Source organism: Pseudomonas sp. NY15437, from assembly GCF_048068435.1.
In the GTDB taxonomy this organism is placed as follows: Bacteria; Pseudomonadota; Gammaproteobacteria; order Pseudomonadales; family Pseudomonadaceae; genus Pseudomonas; species Pseudomonas nitroreducens_B.
Window position 1 is genome coordinate 38,264 of record NZ_JBLUQC010000016.1, and the last position, 18,378, is coordinate 56,641.

19 protein-coding genes and 4 tRNA genes are annotated in these 18,378 nt (G+C 64.2%); 14 read left to right on the forward strand and 9 right to left on the reverse strand.

The features are described from left to right. Positions 1-12 precede the first annotated feature (12 nt). On the reverse strand, positions 13-963 hold the full coding sequence (gene trxB, locus ACNFIA_RS26955) for a thioredoxin-disulfide reductase (RefSeq protein WP_416790045.1): 951 nt from the start codon (positions 961-963) through the stop codon (positions 13-15). Between the two features lie 221 nt (positions 964-1,184). On the opposite strand from trxB, the gene ftsK reads away from it, so the two are divergent. Genes ftsK through ACNFIA_RS26985 form a run of 6 tightly spaced genes read left to right on the forward strand, consistent with a single transcriptional unit; the run spans position 1,185 to position 8,676 of the window. Next, positions 1,185-3,596: a DNA translocase FtsK gene (ftsK, locus tag ACNFIA_RS26960; RefSeq protein WP_259755101.1), complete on the forward strand. Its 2,412-nt coding sequence runs from the start codon at positions 1,185-1,187 to the stop codon at positions 3,594-3,596. Between the two features lie 19 nt (positions 3,597-3,615). Further along, a complete protein-coding gene (gene lolA, locus ACNFIA_RS26965; RefSeq protein WP_259755100.1) occupies positions 3,616-4,239 on the forward strand; it encodes an outer membrane lipoprotein chaperone LolA in 624 nt (207 codons plus the stop codon). A gap of 53 nt (positions 4,240-4,292) precedes the next feature. Next, entirely contained in the window at positions 4,293-5,618 is a 1,326-nt protein-coding gene (locus tag ACNFIA_RS26970) for a replication-associated recombination protein A (RefSeq protein ID WP_259755099.1), read from the forward strand. A gap of 46 nt (positions 5,619-5,664) precedes the next feature. Continuing rightward, positions 5,665-6,945: a serine--tRNA ligase gene (gene serS / locus ACNFIA_RS26975; protein WP_416790046.1), complete on the forward strand. Its 1,281-nt coding sequence runs from the start codon at positions 5,665-5,667 to the stop codon at positions 6,943-6,945. 1 nt (position 6,946) lies between these two features. Then, positions 6,947-8,332 carry a siroheme synthase CysG gene (cysG, locus tag ACNFIA_RS26980; RefSeq protein WP_416790047.1) on the forward strand — a complete coding sequence of 462 codons (1,386 nt, stop codon included), beginning with the start codon at positions 6,947-6,949 and terminating at the stop codon, positions 8,330-8,332. Positions 8,333-8,385: 53 nt separating this feature from the next. Further along, positions 8,386-8,676, forward strand: coding sequence for a lysozyme inhibitor LprI family protein (locus ACNFIA_RS26985; RefSeq protein WP_416790167.1), 291 nt, complete (start codon positions 8,386-8,388; stop codon positions 8,674-8,676). A 342-nt stretch (positions 8,677-9,018) separates the two neighbouring features. Here the strand turns inward: ACNFIA_RS26985 and ACNFIA_RS26990 are convergent, their stop codons facing one another. The 7 genes from ACNFIA_RS26990 to ACNFIA_RS27020 form a co-directional block, all read right to left on the reverse strand. Next, positions 9,019-10,020 (reverse strand): glutathione S-transferase family protein, encoded by a 1,002-nt coding sequence (locus ACNFIA_RS26990; protein WP_416790048.1) that lies wholly within the window; start codon positions 10,018-10,020, stop codon positions 9,019-9,021. An 86-nt stretch (positions 10,021-10,106) separates the two neighbouring features. Next, positions 10,107-11,105, reverse strand: coding sequence for a glycosyl transferase family protein (locus tag ACNFIA_RS26995; RefSeq protein WP_416790049.1), 999 nt, complete (start codon positions 11,103-11,105; stop codon positions 10,107-10,109). Next, positions 11,102-11,437 carry a TusE/DsrC/DsvC family sulfur relay protein gene (locus tag ACNFIA_RS27000; RefSeq protein ID WP_416790050.1) on the reverse strand — a complete coding sequence of 112 codons (336 nt, stop codon included), beginning with the start codon at positions 11,435-11,437 and terminating at the stop codon, positions 11,102-11,104. Before ACNFIA_RS27000 ends, ACNFIA_RS26995 begins: the two co-directional genes overlap by 4 nt. Continuing rightward, positions 11,434-11,736 (reverse strand): sulfurtransferase complex subunit TusB, encoded by a 303-nt coding sequence (gene tusB / locus ACNFIA_RS27005; protein WP_416790052.1) that lies wholly within the window; start codon positions 11,734-11,736, stop codon positions 11,434-11,436. Before tusB ends, ACNFIA_RS27000 begins: the two co-directional genes overlap by 4 nt. Further along, positions 11,736-12,095, reverse strand: coding sequence for a sulfurtransferase complex subunit TusC (gene tusC, locus ACNFIA_RS27010; RefSeq protein ID WP_416790054.1), 360 nt, complete (start codon positions 12,093-12,095; stop codon positions 11,736-11,738). Before tusC ends, tusB begins: the two co-directional genes overlap by 1 nt. After that, positions 12,095-12,487: a sulfurtransferase complex subunit TusD gene (gene tusD / locus ACNFIA_RS27015; protein ID WP_416790055.1), complete on the reverse strand. Its 393-nt coding sequence runs from the start codon at positions 12,485-12,487 to the stop codon at positions 12,095-12,097. The genes tusC and tusD overlap by 1 nt, the downstream gene beginning before the upstream one ends. A gap of 112 nt (positions 12,488-12,599) precedes the next feature. Then, positions 12,600-13,265: a Bax inhibitor-1/YccA family protein gene (locus ACNFIA_RS27020; protein WP_416790057.1), complete on the reverse strand. Its 666-nt coding sequence runs from the start codon at positions 13,263-13,265 to the stop codon at positions 12,600-12,602. A 134-nt stretch (positions 13,266-13,399) separates the two neighbouring features. On the opposite strand from ACNFIA_RS27020, the gene ACNFIA_RS27025 reads away from it, so the two are divergent. The 8 genes from ACNFIA_RS27025 to ACNFIA_RS27060 all read left to right on the forward strand — a co-directional run bounded on the left by ACNFIA_RS27025 (position 13,400) and on the right by ACNFIA_RS27060 (position 17,874). Beyond that, positions 13,400-13,487: transfer RNA gene (locus tag ACNFIA_RS27025), tRNA-Ser, on the forward strand. Positions 13,488-13,703: 216 nt separating this feature from the next. Continuing rightward, positions 13,704-13,967, forward strand: a complete 264-nt coding sequence (locus ACNFIA_RS27030) for a hypothetical protein (protein ID WP_416790058.1) — start codon at positions 13,704-13,706, stop codon at positions 13,965-13,967. 343 nt (positions 13,968-14,310) lie between these two features. Then, positions 14,311-14,955 (forward strand): UvrY/SirA/GacA family response regulator transcription factor, encoded by a 645-nt coding sequence (gene uvrY, locus ACNFIA_RS27035; protein WP_017517075.1) that lies wholly within the window; start codon positions 14,311-14,313, stop codon positions 14,953-14,955. Between the two features lie 2 nt (positions 14,956-14,957). Next, on the forward strand, positions 14,958-16,784 hold the full coding sequence (gene uvrC, locus ACNFIA_RS27040) for an excinuclease ABC subunit UvrC (protein ID WP_416790060.1): 1,827 nt from the start codon (positions 14,958-14,960) through the stop codon (positions 16,782-16,784). A gap of 32 nt (positions 16,785-16,816) precedes the next feature. Beyond that, a complete protein-coding gene (pgsA, locus tag ACNFIA_RS27045; RefSeq protein ID WP_259755083.1) occupies positions 16,817-17,377 on the forward strand; it encodes a CDP-diacylglycerol--glycerol-3-phosphate 3-phosphatidyltransferase in 561 nt (186 codons plus the stop codon). Between the two features lie 68 nt (positions 17,378-17,445). Beyond that, positions 17,446-17,521, forward strand: a tRNA-Gly gene (locus ACNFIA_RS27050). 35 nt (positions 17,522-17,556) lie between these two features. Continuing rightward, a tRNA-Cys gene (locus tag ACNFIA_RS27055) sits at positions 17,557-17,630 on the forward strand. Between the two features lie 158 nt (positions 17,631-17,788). Continuing rightward, positions 17,789-17,874, forward strand: a tRNA-Leu gene (locus ACNFIA_RS27060). A gap of 99 nt (positions 17,875-17,973) precedes the next feature. Here the strand turns inward: ACNFIA_RS27060 and ACNFIA_RS27065 are convergent. Further along, the gene (locus tag ACNFIA_RS27065; RefSeq protein ID WP_416790061.1) at positions 17,974-18,339 is read right to left on the reverse strand and encodes a DUF3509 domain-containing protein; all 366 of its coding nucleotides are present in this window, start codon (positions 18,337-18,339) and stop codon (positions 17,974-17,976) included. Positions 18,340-18,378 lie beyond the last annotated feature (39 nt).

Here is an 18,378-nt window from a genome sequence, read left to right on the forward strand (position 1 = left end):
CCCTGGCGCCGATCAGTTGTCGTCGAGGAACTTTTCGGCGTCCAGCGCGGCCATGCAGCCGGCGCCAGCGGAGGTGATCGCCTGGCGGTAGACGTGGTCGGCCACGTCGCCGGCGGCGAAGACGCCATCGATGCTGGTCAGGGTCGCATTGCCTTCGGCGCCGCCCTTGACCTTAAGGTAGCCGTCACGCATTTCCAGCTGGCCCTTGAACAGGTCGGTATTGGGCTTGTGGCCGATGGCGATGAACACGCCGGCCAGGTCCAGCTGGCGGGTTTCGCCGCTGTCGACGTCTTTCAGGCGAACGCCGACGACGCCCATGTTATCGCCCAGCACCTCGTCCAGGGTGGTGTTCCAGTGCAGGCGCACATTGCCGTTCCTGGCTTTCTCGAACAGCTTGTCCTGGAGGATCTTCTCCGAACGCAGCTTGTCGCGGCGGTGGATCAGGTGGACTTCCTTGGCGATGTTGGACAGGTACAGCGCCTCTTCCACGGCGGTGTTGCCGCCGCCGACCACGCAGACCACCTGGTTGCGGTAGAAGAAGCCGTCGCAGGTGGCACAGGCGGAAACGCCCTTGCCCATGAACGCCTCTTCCGAAGACATGCCCAGGTACTGGGCCGAGGCGCCGGTGGCGATGATCAGCGCGTCGCAGGTGTAGGTGCCGCTGTCACCCTTGAGGGTGAAGGGCTTCTGCTGCAACTCCGCGGTATGGATGTGGTCGTAGACGATCTCGGTATCGAAACGCTTGGCGTGCTGCTCCATGCGCTGCATCAGGGCGGGGCCGGTCAGACCCTCGACGTCGCCGGGCCAGTTGTCGACCTCGGTGGTGGTGGTCAGCTGGCCGCCGGGCTGGATGCCGGTGATGACAACAGGCTTGAGGTTGGCGCGCGCGGCGTACACGGCCGCGGTGTAACCCGCGGGGCCGGAGCCCAGGATGATCAGGCGCGAATGCTTGACTTCACTCATAAAAAGACTCCATAAGCCTTTGTCACGTAAGAGAATGCATGCTCCAATTGAGCAGCCGCAAAGCGGTGTTGGGCTATGCTACACCGAACCCCGGAAAGCCGGCAAAAGCGCAGTCAGGCACACCCGGGTTCGCTGGCATCGGCCGGCCAAAGCCGTACAATAGGCCCGTTTCGCGGCCCAACGACTCTCGGACGCGCGTATAGCGCAGGAATAGAAGCGTTTTGAAGGACACCACAGCAAGCCATGCCGCCGCCTGGCGCCAGCAACTGCATTACCGTCTGAAGGAAGGGGCTCTGATCGCGCTCGGCGCGCTCTGCCTGTACCTGTGGATGGCACTGCTCACCTACGATTCCTCCGATCCGGGCTGGAGCCACTCCAGTCACGTCGAGCAGGTGCAGAACGCGGCTGGCCGCCTGGGCGCGCTCAGCGCCGACATCCTGTTCATGGTGCTGGGCTATTTCGCCTACCTGTTCCCGCTGCTGCTGGCGGTGAAGACCTATCAGGTCTTCCGCAAGCGCCACCTGCCGTGGGAGTGGAGCGGCTGGCTGTTCTCCTGGCGGCTGATCGGCCTGGTGTTCCTGGTGCTGTCGGGCTCTGCGCTGGCCTACATCCACTTCCATACCAGCGGTGCCCATATGCCGGCCACGGCCGGCGGTGCCCTGGGCGAAAGCCTCGGCCAGCTGGGTATCAACGCGCTGAACGTGCAGGGCAGTACGCTGCTGTTCCTGGCGCTGTTCCTGTTCGGCATGACGGTGTTCGCCGATCTGTCCTGGTTCAAGGTGATGGACGTCACCGGCAAGATCACCCTCGACCTCTTCGAGCTGATCCACAACGCCACCAATCGCTGGTGGAGCGCCCGTAGCGAGCACAAGCAACTGGTCGCTCAGCTTCGCGAAGTCGACGAGCGCGTGGCCGAAGTCGCCGCGCCCATCGTGGCCGACCGCCGCGAGCAGGCCAAGGTCAAGGAGCGCCTGATCGAGCGCGAGGAAGCGCTGGTCAAGAGCGTGCAGGAGCGCGAGAAGCGCGTGGCGCCAAAGATCGACGTCCCGCCGCCGCCCTCCAAACCGGTCGAGCCGAGCAAGCGCGTGCTGAAGGAAAAGCAGGCGCCGCTGTTCGTCGATACCGCCGTGGAAGGTACCCTGCCGCCGCTGTCGATCCTCGACCCGGCCGCCGAAAAGAAACAGAGCTACTCGCCCGAGTCCCTGGAGGCCATGTCGCGCCTGCTGGAAATCAAGCTCAAGGAGTTCGGCGTCGAAGTTATCGTCGAGTCCGTGCATCCGGGCCCGGTGATCACCCGTTTCGAAATCCAGCCGGCCGCTGGCGTGAAGGTCAGCCGCATTTCCAACCTGGCCAAGGACCTGGCGCGCTCGCTGGCGGTCATCAGCGTGCGCGTGGTGGAAGTCATCCCCGGCAAGACCACCGTCGGCATCGAGATTCCCAACGAAGACCGGCAGATGGTGCGCTTCTCCGAAGTGCTGATGACCCCCGAATACGACGAGCACAAGTCCACCGTGCCGCTGGCCCTGGGCCACGACATCGGCGGCAACCCGATCATCACCGACCTGGCGAAGATGCCGCACCTGCTGGTGGCCGGTACTACCGGTTCGGGTAAGTCTGTGGGCGTGAACGCCATGCTGCTGTCGATCCTGTTCAAGTCCACGCCGGAAGAGGCGCGGCTGATCATGATCGACCCGAAGATGCTGGAGCTGTCGATCTACGAGGGCATTCCGCACCTGCTCTGCCCGGTGGTCACCGACATGAAGGAGGCCGCCAACGCGCTGCGCTGGAGCGTCGCCGAGATGGAGCGGCGCTACAAACTGATGGCGGCCATGGGCGTGCGTAACCTCGCCGGCTTCAACCGCAAGGTGAAGGACGCGGAGGAGGCCGGCACGCCGCTGACCGACCCGCTGTACCGCCGCGAAAGCATGGAAGACGAAGCGCCGTTGCTGCAGACCCTGCCGACCATCGTGGTGGTGGTGGATGAGTTCGCCGACATGATGATGATCGTCGGCAAGAAGGTGGAAGAGCTGATCGCCCGTATCGCCCAGAAGGCGCGGGCCGCTGGTATCCACCTGATCCTGGCGACCCAGCGTCCGTCGGTTGACGTGATCACCGGCCTGATCAAGGCGAACATTCCGACCCGTATCGCTTTCCAGGTCTCCAGCAAGATCGACTCGCGCACCATCCTCGACCAGGGCGGCGCCGAACAGTTGCTCGGCCACGGCGACATGCTCTACCTGCCGCCGGGCACTGGCCTGCCGATCCGCGTGCATGGCGCCTTCGTCTCCGACGACGAAGTGCACCGCGTCGTCGAAGCCTGGAAGCTGCGTGGCGCGCCGAACTACATCGAGGACATCCTCGCCGGCGCCGAAGAAGGCGGTGGCGGTTCGTTCGAAGGTGGCGGTGGCGGCGAAGGTGGCGAGGGCAGCGAGGACGACCCGCTGTATGACGAAGCCGTACGCTTCGTGACCGAAAGCCGCCGGGCGTCGATTTCCGCCGTGCAGCGCAAGCTGAAGATCGGCTATAACCGCGCCGCGCGGATGATCGAGGCCATGGAAATGGCCGGTGTGGTCACCCCGATGAATACCAATGGCTCGCGCGAAGTGATCGCGCCGGCCCCGATCCGTGATTGATTCGATTTCGAGGATTTCGATGCGTCTGATCCGCCTGTTGTTCGTTGCTGCGCTGGCTGTCGCCGGCGTCCAGGCCCATGCCGACGAAGCTGCTGCGCAGCGCCTGAGCGGGATGCTCACCAAGGCCCAGACCATGACCGCGCGCTTCTCCCAGCTGACCCTGGATGGCAGCGGCACCCGCCTGCAGGAAACCGCCGGCACCCTGGGCCTCAAGCGGCCGGGTCTGTTCCGTTGGCACACCGATGCGCCGAACGAGCAACTGCTCATCTCCAATGGCGAGAAGATCTGGCTGTACGACCCGGACCTGGAGCAGGTGACCATCCAGAAGCTCGACCAGCGCCTGACCCAGACGCCGGCCCTGCTGCTCTCCGGCGATGTGTCGAAGATCGGCCAAAGCTTCGACATCACCGCCAAAGACGGCGGCAACGTGGTCGACTTCACCCTCAAGCCGAAGTCCAAGGACACCCTGTTCGACAGCCTGCGGATTTCCTTCCGCAGCGGCGTGGTGAACGACATGCAGCTGATCGACAGCGTCGGCCAGCGCACCAACATCCTGTTCTTCGACGTGAAGATGAACGAGGCGATAGACGCCAAGCAGTTCGTCTTCGAAGTGCCCAAGGGCGTCGACGTCATCCAGGAGTGACCGGCGCGCCCTGTTCGCGCCGAGTAACCCGTTTCGAGTAAATAGGTAAGACCGTGGATCTGTTCCGCTCCGCCCCCGTTTCCCAGCCCCTGGCCGCGCGCCTGCGCGCGACCAGCCTGGACGAGTACGTCGGTCAGGAGCACCTGCTCGCCCGCGGCAAGCCGCTGCGCGAGGCGCTGGAACAGGGCGCGCTGCACTCGATGATCTTCTGGGGGCCGCCCGGGGTCGGCAAGACCACCCTGGCCAAGCTCCTGGCCCAGGTCACCGACGCGCATTTCGAGACCATCTCGGCGGTGCTCTCGGGCGTGAAGGAAATCCGCCAGTCGGTGGAAGTGGCCAAGCAGCACGCCGCGCAGTACGGCCGCCGCACCATCCTCTTCGTCGACGAGGTGCACCGCTTCAACAAGAGTCAGCAGGATGCCTTCCTGCCCTACGTGGAAGACGGCACGCTGATCTTCATCGGTGCGACCACCGAGAACCCGTCCTTCGAGCTGAACAATGCACTGCTTTCCCGTGCCCGCGTCTACGTGCTGAAAAGCCTGGACGAAGCGGCTCTGCGCCGGCTGGTGGAGCGTGCGTTGACCGAAGAGAAGGGCCTGGGCAAGCGCAACCTGAGCCTGCCCGACGACAGCTTCGCGATTCTCATGGCTGCCGCCGACGGCGATGGCCGGCGCCTGCTCAACCTGCTGGAGAACGCCTCCGACCTCGCCGAGGACAACGGCGAGATCAGCGCCGAACTGCTGCAGAACCTGTTGGGCGATTCGCGCCGGCGCTTCGACAAGGGTGGCGAAGCCTTCTACGACCAGATCAGTGCGCTGCACAAATCGGTGCGCGGCTCCAGCCCGGATGGCGCGCTTTACTGGTATGCGCGCATGCTCGATGGCGGCTGCGACCCGCTCTATATCGCCCGTCGCGTGGTACGCATGGCCAGCGAGGACATCGGCAACGCCGACCCGCGCGCCCTGACCTTGTGCCTGCACGCCTGGGATGTGCAGGAGCGCCTCGGCAGCCCCGAAGGCGAGCTGGCGATTGCGCAGGCTATCGTCTATCTGGCCTGTGCGCCCAAGAGCAATGCCGTCTACAACGCTTACAACACGGCGCGTCGTGACGTGGCGGAGAGCGGTTCGCTGGAAGTGCCGCTGCATCTGCGCAACGCACCGACCAAGCTGATGAAGAACCTGGGTTATGGCGACGAGTACCGCTATGCCCATGATGAGCCGGATGCCTACGCGGCCGGGGAAGACTACTTCCCCGAGTCCATGGAACCGCGCCAGTATTACCAACCCGTGCCGCGCGGGCTTGAACTGAAGATCGGCGAAAAGCTGCGCCACTTGGCCAGCCTCGACAAGGCCAGTTCCCGCCGTCGCAGAAAATCCTGAAGTGGCGCCCGCGAGCGCCGCCTGACACTCGACACGAGAAGACACCATGCTCGATTCCAAACTGGTTCGTACCCAGCCGCAGGAAGTGGCCGAACGCCTGGCCACCCGTGGCTTCACCCTGGACGTGGCGCGCATCGAAGCGCTGGAGAGCCAGCGCAAGGCCGTGCAGACCCGCACCGAGACCCTGCAGGCCGAGCGCAATTCGCGCTCCAAGGCCATCGGTCAGGCCATGAAGAACGGTGAGGACGTCGCGCCGCTGAAGGCCGAGGTCAACCGCATGGCCGAAGAACTGGATGCCGGCAAGCGCAAGCTGGACGCCATCCAGGCCGAGCTGGACAGCCTGCTGCTGAACATCCCCAACCTGCCGCACGAGTCCGTGCCGGTGGGCGCCGATGAAGACGACAACGTCGAAGTCCGTCGCTGGGGCACGCCGCGCACCTTCGATTTCGAGATCAAGGACCATGTCGCCCTGGGCGAAAAACACGGCTGGCTGGACTTCGAGACCGCCGCCCGCCTGTCCGGCGCCCGTTTCGCCCTGATGCGCGGCCCGATCGCCCGCCTGCACCGCGCCCTGGCGCAGTTCATGATCGACCTGCACACCCGCGAGCACGGCTACGAAGAGGCCTACACCCCGTATCTGGTGCAGGCTCCGGCGCTGCAAGGCACCGGCCAGCTGCCGAAGTTCGAGGAAGACCTGTTCAAGATCCAGCGCGAAGACGAAGCGGACCTGTACCTGATCCCGACTGCTGAAGTCTCGCTGACCAACATCGTCGCCGGGCAGATTCTCGACGCGAAGGAACTGCCGCTGAAGTTCGTCGCCCACACCCCGTGCTTCCGCAGCGAAGCCGGTGCGTCGGGCCGCGATACCCGCGGCATGATCCGCCAGCACCAGTTCGACAAGGTCGAGATGGTGCAGATCGTCGAGCCATCGAAATCCTGGGAAGCCCTGGAAAGCCTCGTCGGCAACGCCGAGAAGGTCCTCCAGGCCCTGGAGCTGCCGTACCGCGCCCTGGCGCTGTGCACTGGCGACATGGGCTTCGGCGCCGCCAAGACCTACGACCTGGAAGTCTGGGTGCCGAGCCAGGACAAGTACCGCGAGATTTCCTCCTGCTCCAACTGCGGCGACTTCCAGGCCCGCCGCATGCAGGCGCGCTACCGCAACCCGGAAACCGGCAAGCCGGAGCTGGTGCACACCCTCAACGGCTCGGGCCTGGCCGTAGGCCGTACCCTGGTCGCCGTGCTGGAGAACTACCAGCAGGCCGACGGCTCGATCCGCGTGCCGGAGGTGCTCAAGCCTTACATGGCGGGCATCGAGGTCATCGGCTGAGATGGACTTCCTGCCGCTGTTCCACATCCTGCGCGGACGTCGCGCGCTACTGGTCGGCGGCGGTGATGTCGCACTGCGCAAGGCGCGCCTGCTGAGCGATGCCGGCGCAGTGCTGCGCGTCGTGGCTCCGGAGGTGCATGCGGAGCTGCGCGAGCTGGTCGAGGAGGGCGCGGGCGAACTGCTCCAGCGCCCCTACGCCCAGGGGGACCTGCAGGATTGTGTGCTGGTCATCGCCGCGACAGATGACGAGCCGCTCAACGCCCAGGTCTCCCGCGACGCCCACGCCCGTGGCGTGCCGGTCAACGTGGTCGATGCGCCGGCACTGTGCAGCGTGATCTTCCCGGCCATCGTCGATCGTTCGCCGCTTGTGGTGGCGGTCTCCAGCGGTGGCGATGCGCCGGTGCTGGCGCGACTGCTGCGTGCCAAGCTGGAAACCTGGATTCCCGCCACTTACGGCCAGCTGGCGGGCCTCGCCAGCCGCTTCCGCGAGCGCGTGAAGCAGCGCCTGCCGGACCTGCAGCAGCGCCGCCAGTTCTGGGAAGACGTGTTCCAGGGCCCGGTCGCCGAGCGCCTGCTGGCCGGCCAGCCCAGCGAAGCCGAGCGCCTGCTGGCGGAAAAGCTGGAAGCGCCGCAGGCCGAATCCCGTGGCGAGGTCTATCTGGTGGGCGCCGGCCCCGGCGATCCCGATCTGTTGACCTTCCGCGCGCTGCGCCTGATGCAGCAGGCCGATGTGGTGCTTTACGACCGTCTCGTCGCACCGGCCATCCTCGAGCTGTGCCGCCGCGACGCCGACCGCCTCTACGTCGGCAAGCGCCGTGCGGACCACGCCGTGCCGCAGGATGAGATCAATCGCAAGCTGGTGGAACTGGCCCAGCAGGGCAAGCGTGTATTGCGCCTGAAGGGCGGCGATCCCTTCATCTTCGGCCGAGGCGGCGAGGAGATCGACGAACTGGCGGCCAATGGCATCCCGTTCCAGGTCGTGCCCGGCATTACCGCCGCCAGCGGCTGCGCGGCCTACGCCGGTATCCCGCTGACCCACCGCGATTATGCGCAGTCCGTGCGTTTCGTGACCGGTCACCTGAAGGACGGCAGCACTGACCTGCCCTGGAATGACCTGGTTGCTCCGGGACAAACCCTGGTGTTCTACATGGGGCTGGTCGGCTTGCCGGTCATCTGCGAGCAACTGGTGCGCCATGGCCGCTCGGCAGACACCCCGGCCGCGCTCATCCAGCAAGGCACCACGGTCCACCAACGGGTCTTCACTGGCACGTTGGGGAACCTGCCGACGCTGGTGGCCGAGCATGAGGTCCATGCGCCCACCCTGGTGATCGTCGGGGAAGTGGTGCAGCTGCGCGAAAAACTCGCCTGGTTCGAGGGGCAGCCGTGAAACCGCTGCGGGCGGCAATCCTCGGCGCCGCGTGCGCCCTGGGTTGCTTCGCCATGGCTGCCTCGGCGGCCAGTTTCGACTGCAAGAAGGCCCGACAGGCCGACGAGAAAGCCATCTGCGCGGATCGCCAGTTGTCCGAGCTGGACGTGCAGGTGGCCACCACCTACCGCCTGCTGCGCGGCCTGTTCGCGATGGGCATGCGTGGCAACCTGGGCGACTCCCAGCTCGCGTGGCTGGAGCAGCGCCGCGCCTGTGGTGCCAACAAGGCGTGTCTCAAGCAGCGCTACCAGGAGCGCCTGGATGCGCTGCAGAAGGTCTACGACGGCATCGAAAAGCCGATCTGACCGGTTCGTTGTAGGAGCGAGCTTGCTCGCGAACCGCTTGAAGCCGTGAAATTGCCCTGAGCTTCGCGAGCAAGCTCGCTCCTACAGGTGCTGTAGGGCTCCTGCAGGGCACTGTCTTCTTCTGAAAGTCCGTTTCCCTCACCCTAACCCTCTCCCTGAAGGGAGAGGGGACCGTATGGTGCAGGATGAAACTGTAGCGTCAGCCGGCTCGGATGGCTCCCTCTCCCTTCAGGGAGAGGGCGGGGGGAGAGGGCTGGGGCCAGCGAAGGAGTTTCCAGGTAGTAGCGGACTTTGTCCGCGAATCGCAGGCATGGCCCGCTCCTACAAAGGCGGCGCCGTGGGTCAGCCTCGGCGCGCAATCCCCTTGCCTGGCAGATGCCCCCGCCCGTGCGGGCCGGTGAAGTCCTGCTGCGGGCCGAGCGGCACGATGCCGGTCGGGTTGATGGTCCGGTGGCTGCCGTAGTAGTGATGCTTGATGTGCTGGAAATCCACGGTTCCGGCGACACCCTCCAACTGATACAGCTCGCGCAGCCAGCCGGACAGGTTCGGGTAATCCGCCAGGCGCCGCAGGTTGCACTTGAAGTGGCCGTGGTAGACCGCATCGAAGCGAATCAGGGTGGTGAACAGGCGAACATCCGCCTCGGTCAGGTATTCGCCGGCGAGGTAGCGCTGCGTACCCAGGCGCTCTTCCAGCCAGTCCAGTTCGTTGAACAGCGTCTTGAATGCTTCTTCATAGGCGTCCTGCGTCGTGGCGAAGCCCGCGCGGTACACACCATTGTTCACGGCCGGGTAGATACGTTCGTTCAGCGCGTCGATCTGCGCGCGCAGGGGCTCAGGGTAGAGATCCAGCGTGTTGCCGGTGATCCCGTCGAAGGCGCTGTTGAACATGCGGATGATCTCCGCCGACTCGTTGCTGACGATCCGCTGCTCGTGCTTGTCCCACAGCACCGGCACGGTCACGCGGCCGGTGTAGTGCGCGTCGTCCCTGGTGTAGCGCTGATGGAGGAAGTCCAGGCCGTCCAGCTTGTCGCCCGTGGAGCCGAGCGTCTTGTCGAACGTCCAGCCGTTTTCCAGCATCAGCCAACTGACCACCGAGACGTCGATCAGCGACTCCAGGCCCTTGAGCTGGCGATAGATCAGCGTGCGGTGCGCCCACGGGCAGGCCAGGGAAACATAGAGGTGATAGCGACCGGCTTCGGCGCGAAAGCCACCTTCGCCGGTGGGGCCGGGCTGGCCGTCGGCAGTAACCCAATTGCGGCGCTGAGCGTTTTCGCGCTGGAAGCGGCCGTCCTTGCTGGTGTCATACCACTGGTCCTGCCAGCGGCCATCGATCAATTGTCCCATCTGCTTCTCCAGAAAGTGGGGAGATGGGACCAGTCTATCGACTGTGGCTCGATTGTTTAGCGCAAAAACAGGATTCCAGATATCGATTAAATCGATCTGTCGCGCGCGGCCCAGCGTCTATCCGCTTCCGCGAAGGCTTCGTCGCGCGGCAAGCCCAGGGCGCGCAGAGCCAATGCCATCGTCGCGCGGACGGCCAGTTCGCCGTAGGCGTCCTCGGTTTCGCCGCGCCAGAAGGTGACCAAGTGGGCCGGGTCCAGGGTTTCCGGCTTGACGTGGCGCAGCGGCGACAGCGCCGGCCACTCTTCGTCCCAGGCTTCACCGCCCTGGCAGCCGTAGAGGTGCGAGGTGGCGTCGGGGTTCATCTCGATCTCGCCGCCTTCGCCCTTGATGACGATGGCGTAGTCGCCGAGCAGGCGGCTGCCCTCGCGGTGCACTTCCTGATAGCCGGGATGGAAGATGCTCTGCAGGACGCAGGTGGCGCCCAGCGGGTTGAGCAGGCGCACGGCCGAATGCATGGGGGAGCGCAGGCCCAGGGTGTTGCGCAGGTCGATCATGCGCTGCAGGCGCGGCATCCAGTCCACCAGCGGGGCGAAGGCGATCCCCGTGGCGTCCAGTGCAGCACTGACGGCGCTCCAGTCACGGCACAGCGGCAAACCGAGCCGTTCCAGAAGTTGCTCGCTATAGATCCGGCCGGCGGTATGCGCGCCACCGCCGTGCAGCAGAATGCGCGTGCCGCTGCCGGCCAGGCATTTGGCCGCCAGCAGGTACCAGGGCAGGTGGCGCTTCTTGCCGGCGTAGCTGGGCCAGTCGAGGTCCACGGCGATCTTCGGCGCCTGCAGGCGGGAGCGCACGGCCTCGGTGAAACCCGCGAGCTCTTCGGCGCTTTCTTCCTTGTGCCGCAGGAGCATGAGGAAGGCGCCCAACTGGGATTCCTCGACCTGGTCGTCCAGGATCATGCCCAGTGCTTCGCGGGCCTCCTCGCGGGTCAGGCCGCGGGCGCCGCGCTTGCCTTTGCCGAGGATGCGCACGAACTGGGCGAAGGGGTGTTCGGCGGGAGTCTGCAGGACGAGCGGAGCGGCGGTCATAGGCAATTGGTCGGCTTCGGCAGGCCGGCGAGCTTGGCGGCAAGCTTGGCCGGTGTGCCCTTGAACAGGAGGTTTAGGTGCAGGCTGCTGCCTTTTTCCGTGCCGAGTTTCTGGGCCACGTACTTGATCAGCGGGCGGTTGGCCGGCGAAAGCTGGAACTCGCCATAGAACTCGCGCAGCAGCAGGAGGATTTCCCAGTGATCGGGCGTCAGCTGGAGGCCCTCGTTATGAGCGAGGGCTTCGGCGGCGGCGTCGCTCCAGTCGTCGAGGTCGACCAGATAACCGTCCTTGTCCAGCGGCAGGGCTTGGCCATTGACCAGTAGCGTACTCATAGCCAGGCGTTCACCTTGTCAAAGCGTGTGCAGAGTTCGACGAAGCCGGAGTAATCCAGGGCGACGACCCGTGCGGGCGGATTGTCCAGGCCGCGCGCCTGCAAATCTTCATGCAGCGCGTACAGTGCATGGTCGGCAGGCAGCGCCAGCAACGCCTGGGCGGGCTTGCTGCCTGGCTGCAGGGCGTACGCCGCATCCCCGGTCAGCAGGATGCCATCATCAGCGCCCAGCAGTCGCAAGCAACTGTCGAAACGACCGTCGTTGAAGGGGGAGTGCGAGAGCAGGTGGAGAGTGGCCATCAGATCGTGATCACCTGGTCGTGGGTTTGCAGCAGGTCGCGGAGTGCGGCATCGTCCAGTGCTTGGACAGGCAGCGTCAGGCTGGCGCTGTCCAGCCCGCGCTCCGCCAGGCTAAGGCTGCTGGCGTAGAGCGCCTCCACGCCGAACAGGGGCAATGCTTGCAGGTTGGCCTGCAGGTCCTTCTGTTCCAGCGTCGCCGGGCGCTGGCCAGGGGCGAGCTGGAACACGCCGTCATCAAGGAACAGCATGGAAATCGGCAGGTCGAACGCGCCGCCAGCCAGGGCGATGTCCAGCGCTTCGCGCGCAGCGGGGCCGGCCCAGGGCGCCTGGCGGCTGATGATCAGCAAGGACTTGGCCATCAATCGCCTCCGAAGCAGACCAGGCGGTCCGCCAGTTGCGCCGCTTCATGCAGCTGACCGAGGCCGGAAAGCTCCCACGGAGCCCGCAGGTTCGCGGCGGGGCGGGAGTAGCGATTGGCTTCTTCCTCATTGAGCACGCCGCGACGTAGCGCAGCGGCAATGCAGACCACGCCGTCCAGATGGTTATCGGCCACGAAGCGCGTCCAGGCGGCGGCCACATCCAACTCGTCCTGGCTGGCGACCGTGTTCGCCGAGGCGCTGTGCACGCCGTCCTGGTAGAAGAACAGCCGGGTGATTTCGTGGCCGCCAGCCAGCGCAGCCTCGGCGAAGCGAAGGGCGCGTCGCGCGGCCGGCGAGTGCGGCGCAGAGAAGAGGGCAATGACGAATTTCATACGGTGACTGACTGCAACGATAGTTCGCGGAATGATACGGCAACACGGCTTTTTTGCCCTGTCGGAAATGAAAAAAGCCCGTCGAGACGGGCTTTTTCGCAGGGCCGAAGGATCAGTCGTCGCTGCCCATGATGCCGAAGAGCTGCAGCAGGCTGATGAACAGGTTGTAGATCGAGACGTACAGGCTGATGGTCGCCATGATGTAGTTGCGCTCGCCACCGTGGATGATCGCGCTGGTCTGGAACAGGATCATCGCCGAGGAGAACAGCACGAAGCCGGCGCTTATGGCCAGTTGCAGGCCGCTGATCTGGAAGAACAGCGATACCAGCACGGCGCCCAGCAGCACGAAGAAGCCCGCGCTGATGAAGCCGGACAGGAAGCTCATGTCCTTGCGGGTCGTCAGCACGTAGGCGGACAGGCCGAAGAACACCAGGGCGGTCATGAAGAAGGCCGACGAGATCACGCTCGCACCATTGGCCATGCCCAGGTACATGTTCAGGATCGGGCCGAGGGTGTAGCCCATGAAGCCGGTGAGGGCGAAGGTGCTGACCAGGCCCCAGCCGCTGTTGCGCAGCTTCACGGTGAGGAAGAACAGGCCGTAGAAGCCGAGCAGAGTAACGATGGGGCCCAGATAGGGCAGGCGCAGTTGCTGCGAGGCGTAGGCCACCAGGCCGCTGAAGGCCAGGGTCAGGGCCAGCAGGCCGTAGGTATTGCGCAGGACGCCGCTGACCTCTTTCTGCTCCACGGCTGTGGAGTCGAGATATTGCCGTTCTTGCATGTCGAGACACTCCTGTTAAGCGGGATACGGATCCATGACCGTAGTGATGCCCATGATAACAGAGGCAAAAGCGGGCTGAATCATCAGAGTTTGACAGTGTGTTGCGATCCGGTAATATTGCCGCCCGCTCATGTGGAAGCGTGGCCGAGTGGTTTAAGGCAACGGTCTTGAAAACCGTCGACGGGCAACTGTCCTAGAGTTCGAATCTCTACGCTTCCGCCACTATTACAACGTTGAAAGCCCCGCACTGCGGGGCTTTCGCGTTTCTGGCGAGGCACTTCGCGGGGTGCCGTTCTTGCTGTTCCGCTACTGCGGGCAACCATTTGCTGGATGCCCGGTAGAAATACGTAAGAAAAGCCGATCAAACCTCAGGGAAGATTCTGTAGGGCATTGCTCCTCTCAGTTAAACTACCAGTCCCATTTCTCGGAAAACTCTGAATGAACCAAGTCGAAGATCTCGAGCGGCAGATGCGCGAAGCGCTGGGCGTTGCGCAGAAAAAAGAAAAAACCACTCGGGAAGCCAGTAACCCCATGCGCGGATACCAGATCGTTCTGAGTGTCAGGGGAGCGACCGGCCCGGCATTTCGCTTCGAGCATCGCTCGCGCTCGCTGAGCCGCACCGAGGCGATCCTGGAGGCGGAGAAGGCCGCGCGCAACGCAGGCTACAAGCCCTGGGCCCTGCTGGATGCCGTCGAAGCCTGAGCTCCCCGGCTCTGGGCTGCGGTAAGGGCCGCCATGATTCCGGTGCGGCGTGTAACTCCGGAGGCGGCGCAGACTGGCAGCTATTGATAGCGCCCAGATGTCAGCGCCTTCTTCTCTTTTGTCGTCCCCGCATTCGACATGGGAAACTGTCGGAACGGCCGTCCTAGAGGTGCTTTGACGCATCTGTCAGCATTTGTCTCGCCCGCGCCACATTTCTCTGGCGCTTGCATTTTGGCGAAGCGCTTCCAAGCTAGGTCGTAGAGTCGCTTTCTGTTAAGGTTCGGCAATTGTTTGGAGTCTCTTTCCGGGGGCTCGCCATTCCATTCTGCTCAAGGGGTGCTGCGTGATTAAGGTGCTGGTGGTCGATGATCACGATCTGGTGCGCACCGGAATTACCCGCATGCTGGCCGATATCGACGGCCTGCAGGTCGTTGGGCAGGCCGACTCCGGCGAGCGCGGATTGCAACTGGCGCGCGAGCTCAAGCCTGACGTGGTGCTGATGGACGTGAAGATGCCCGGCATCGGCGGCCTCGAAGCCACTCGCAAGTTGCTGCGCAGCCAGCCGGACGTACGCGTGGTGGTGGTGACGGTGTGCGAGGAAGATCCGTTCCCGACACGTCTGATGCAGGCGGGAGCGGCGGGCTACCTCACCAAGGGCGCCGCCCTGGACGAGATGGTCCAGGCGATTCGCCAGGTCTTCGCCGGCCAGCGCTATATCAGCCCGCAGATCGCCCAGAACCTCGCTTTGAAGTCGTTCGAACCGGAACGCAACGCATCGCCCTTCGATACCTTGTCCGAGCGCGAAATCCAGATCGCGCTGATGATCGCCAACTGCCACAAGGTGCAGAGCATCTCGGACAAGCTGTGTCTGTCGCCCAAGACCGTGAACACCTACCGCTACCGCATTTTCGAGAAGCTCTCGATCACCAGTGACGTCGAGTTGGCGTTGCTGGCTGTCCGGCACGGCATGGTCGACGCCAGCAACTGACCATGGTGCAACCGTTCGATTCGGCGGCGTTCCTGGCCACCTGCAGCGGCCGGCCGGGCGTTTATCGCATGTTCGACGCCGAGGCCAAGCTGCTGTATGTTGGCAAGGCGAAGGACCTCAAGAAGCGGCTCTCCAGTTATTTCCGCAAATCCGGCCTGGCGCCCAAGACGGCCGCCCTAGTGGCGAAGATCGCCCAGGTCGAGACCACCATCACCGCCAACGAGACCGAGGCGCTGCTGCTCGAGCAGACGCTGATCAAGGAATGGCGGCCGCCGTACAACATCCTGCTGCGCGACGATAAGTCGTATCCGTATGTCTTCCTGTCGAGCGAGGACGCGTTCCCACGCCTGACCATCCACCGCGGCGCCAAGCGGGCGAAAGGGCGGTATTTCGGGCCTTATCCCAGCGCCGGCGCCATTCGCGAAAGCCTGGCGCTGCTGCAGAAAGCCTTCTTCGTGCGCCAATGCGAGGACAGCTACTACCGCAACCGCACGCGGCCGTGCCTGCAGTACCAGATCAAGCGGTGCAAGGCGCCCTGTGTCGGGCTGGTGAGCGAGGAGGAGTACGCCGAAGACGTGCGCCACTCGATCATGTTCCTCGAAGGGCGCAGCAATGTGCTGGCCGAGGAGCTGTCCACCAGCATGGAGCAGGCGGCGATGCGCCTGGACTTCGAGAAGGCGGCGGAACTGCGTGACCAGGTACAGATTCTGCGACGCGTGCAGGATCAGCAGAGCATGGAGTTCGGCACCGGCAACGTCGACGTGGTGGCGGCCATCGTCACGCCTGGCGGCGCCTGCGTGCATCTGATCAGCGTGCGTGGCGGCCGAGTGCTCGGCAGCAAGAATTTCTTCCCGCAGGTGGCCATCGAAGAGGAGGTGGGCGACGTCTTGCTGGCCTTCCTTGGGCAGTACTACCTCAGCCATCACGAGCGCGATCTGCCGAACGAGTTGATCGTCAACGCGGTGCATGAAGATTTCCCGATCCTGGCATCCGCCATCGAGGAGTCGCGCGGGCGGCAGCTGGAAATCACTCCGCGAGTCCGCGGCACCCGGGCGCGCTGGCAGCAACTGGCCGTCACCAATGCCGAACAGGCGCTCGCCGCGCGGCTCGCCAACCGCCAGCACATGGCGGCGCGCTTCGAAGCGCTGGGCGAGGCGCTGGACTTGCCCGAGCCGCCGCAGCGTCTGGAATGCTTTGACATCAGCCACTCCAGCGGCGAGGCGACGGTGGCGTCCTGCGTGGTCTTCGGCCCGGAAGGCGCGCTGAAGTCCGACTATCGGCGCTTCAATATCGAAGGCATCACCGGCGGCGATGACTACGCCGCGATGCACCAGGCGCTCACGCGCCGCTTCAGCCGTCTCAAGGAAGGCGAGGGCAAGATGCCTGACATCCTGCTGGTGGATGGTGGCAAGGGGCAGTTGGCAATGGCCCAGGAAGTGCTCCAGGAACTGGCGGTCGTGGGGTTGACGCTGCTGGGCGTCGCCAAGGGCGTCACCCGCAAGCCCGGGCTGGAAACACTGTACCTCAACGACGCCGAACACGAATTCACGCTACCTGCCGACTCGCCGGCGCTGCACCTGATCCAGCAGATCCGCGACGAGGCTCACCGCTTTGCCATCACCGGCCACCGTGCGCGGCGCGGCAAGGCGCGACGCACATCGACATTGGAAGATGTCGCTGGCGTCGGTCCCAAGCGTCGCCGCGACCTGCTCAAGCACTTCGGCGGGTTGCAGGAGCTGGCCAGAGCCAGTATCGATGAAATTGCCAAGGCCCCCGGCATCAGCAAAAAGCTGGCAGAGCAGATTTATGCTGCGCTGCACAGCGAGTAGAATGCCGGCTCAACTCGCAGACCACCGACCCGATGAATATCCCGAACCTGCTCACACTGCTTCGCGTTCTGCTCATCCCGATCTTCATCCTGCTGTTCTATCTCCCGTTCCCGGCCAGCCACCTGGCAGCCAGCGCCGTCTTCGCCCTTGCCGCCGCCACCGACTGGCTGGATGGCTATCTGGCGCGGCGACTGGGGCAGAGCACGCCCTTCGGTGCTTTCCTCGACCCGGTAGCGGACAAGCTGATGGTCGCCACCGCGCTGGTGCTGCTGGTGGAGGAACACGCCAACCTGTGGCTGACCCTGCCGGCGGCCATCATCATCGGTCGTGAGATCGTCGTTTCCGCGTTGCGCGAGTGGATGGCCGAAATCGGCGCGCGGGCGCACGTGGCGGTTTCCAGTCTGGGCAAGTGGAAGACGGCAGCGCAGATGCTGGCGCTGGTGATTCTTCTGGCCAATCCGCCGCTGATGACCTTCTGGGTGCTGGTGGGCTATGCGCTCCTGATCGTTGCCGCCGTGCTCACCCTGTGGTCGATGCTGCACTACCTGCTGGCGGCGTGGCCGCATCTGAATACCACCCCGAAAGAGAAATAAGTTTTTTTGAATCAAGGAGTTGACAGGCATTTCTGAAGCGTTAGAATGGCGCCCGTCAACACGACAACGCGGGAATAGCTCAGTTGGTAGAGCACGACCTTGCCAAGGTCGGGGTCGCGAGTTCGAGTCTCGTTTCCCGCTCCAGATTTTGATGATTCGCCTTGAGTCATCCGTGTTATGGCTGAGTAGCAGAGTGGTTATGCACCGGATTGCAAATCCGTGAACGCCGGTTCGATTCCGACCTCAGCCTCCAACAAAAAGCCCTGTAAATCCTCGATTTACAGGGCTTTTTCTTTAACTGCCCACTGCAGGGATTGTGCGTTCCAGCAACTTGCGCAGGGGGAGGAGGGCTGTATATAGTCCAGCCCTTTCCGGGCTCCCAGGAGCCCGGCGACGCTGCAAAGCGCTACCGCCCGGATGGCGAAATCGGTAGACGCAGGAGACTTAAAATCTCTCGCCCTTTGGGCGTGCCGGTTCGAGTCCGGCTCCGGGCACCACTTCCAGTCTCCCCGAGTCATTACCGTTGAAGTCCCGACTTGGGGGGCGCATCACACATGAAAAACCCGGCCTCGGCCGGGTTTTTTATTTCCTGCAATTCAAGCGCTGATTTGCGCCATCGAGCGCAGTTTCGCACCGGCCTTGACGATTCGGCGCTGGCGCCGCGGGCCGGCGGACTCGTAGAAGTTCTGCAGTGGCACTTCCTCCTTGAAGTGATCGGCGTCGCGCTCCTGCAGCGGGCCGAATTCCGTGGCCAGGTCGCGACGAATGCGGCTGACCAGACTGGTCAGCAAGGCTTCGTTGCGTTGTTCTTCCTGGCGGATGACGCGGCAGGCAACGTGTTCGCCCGCGTCCTTGCTCAATGTCATGATCAGATTGCCGTCCGGTCGAGCGCTGAAGCTCACGTCGAAATCGGAGAAGACCTGGCAGAGATATTGGGCGGCAGGCAGGCGGTCGATTGGCATGGTGTCGTCCTCGGCAATGAATGGGCGGTTCCTTCCCTT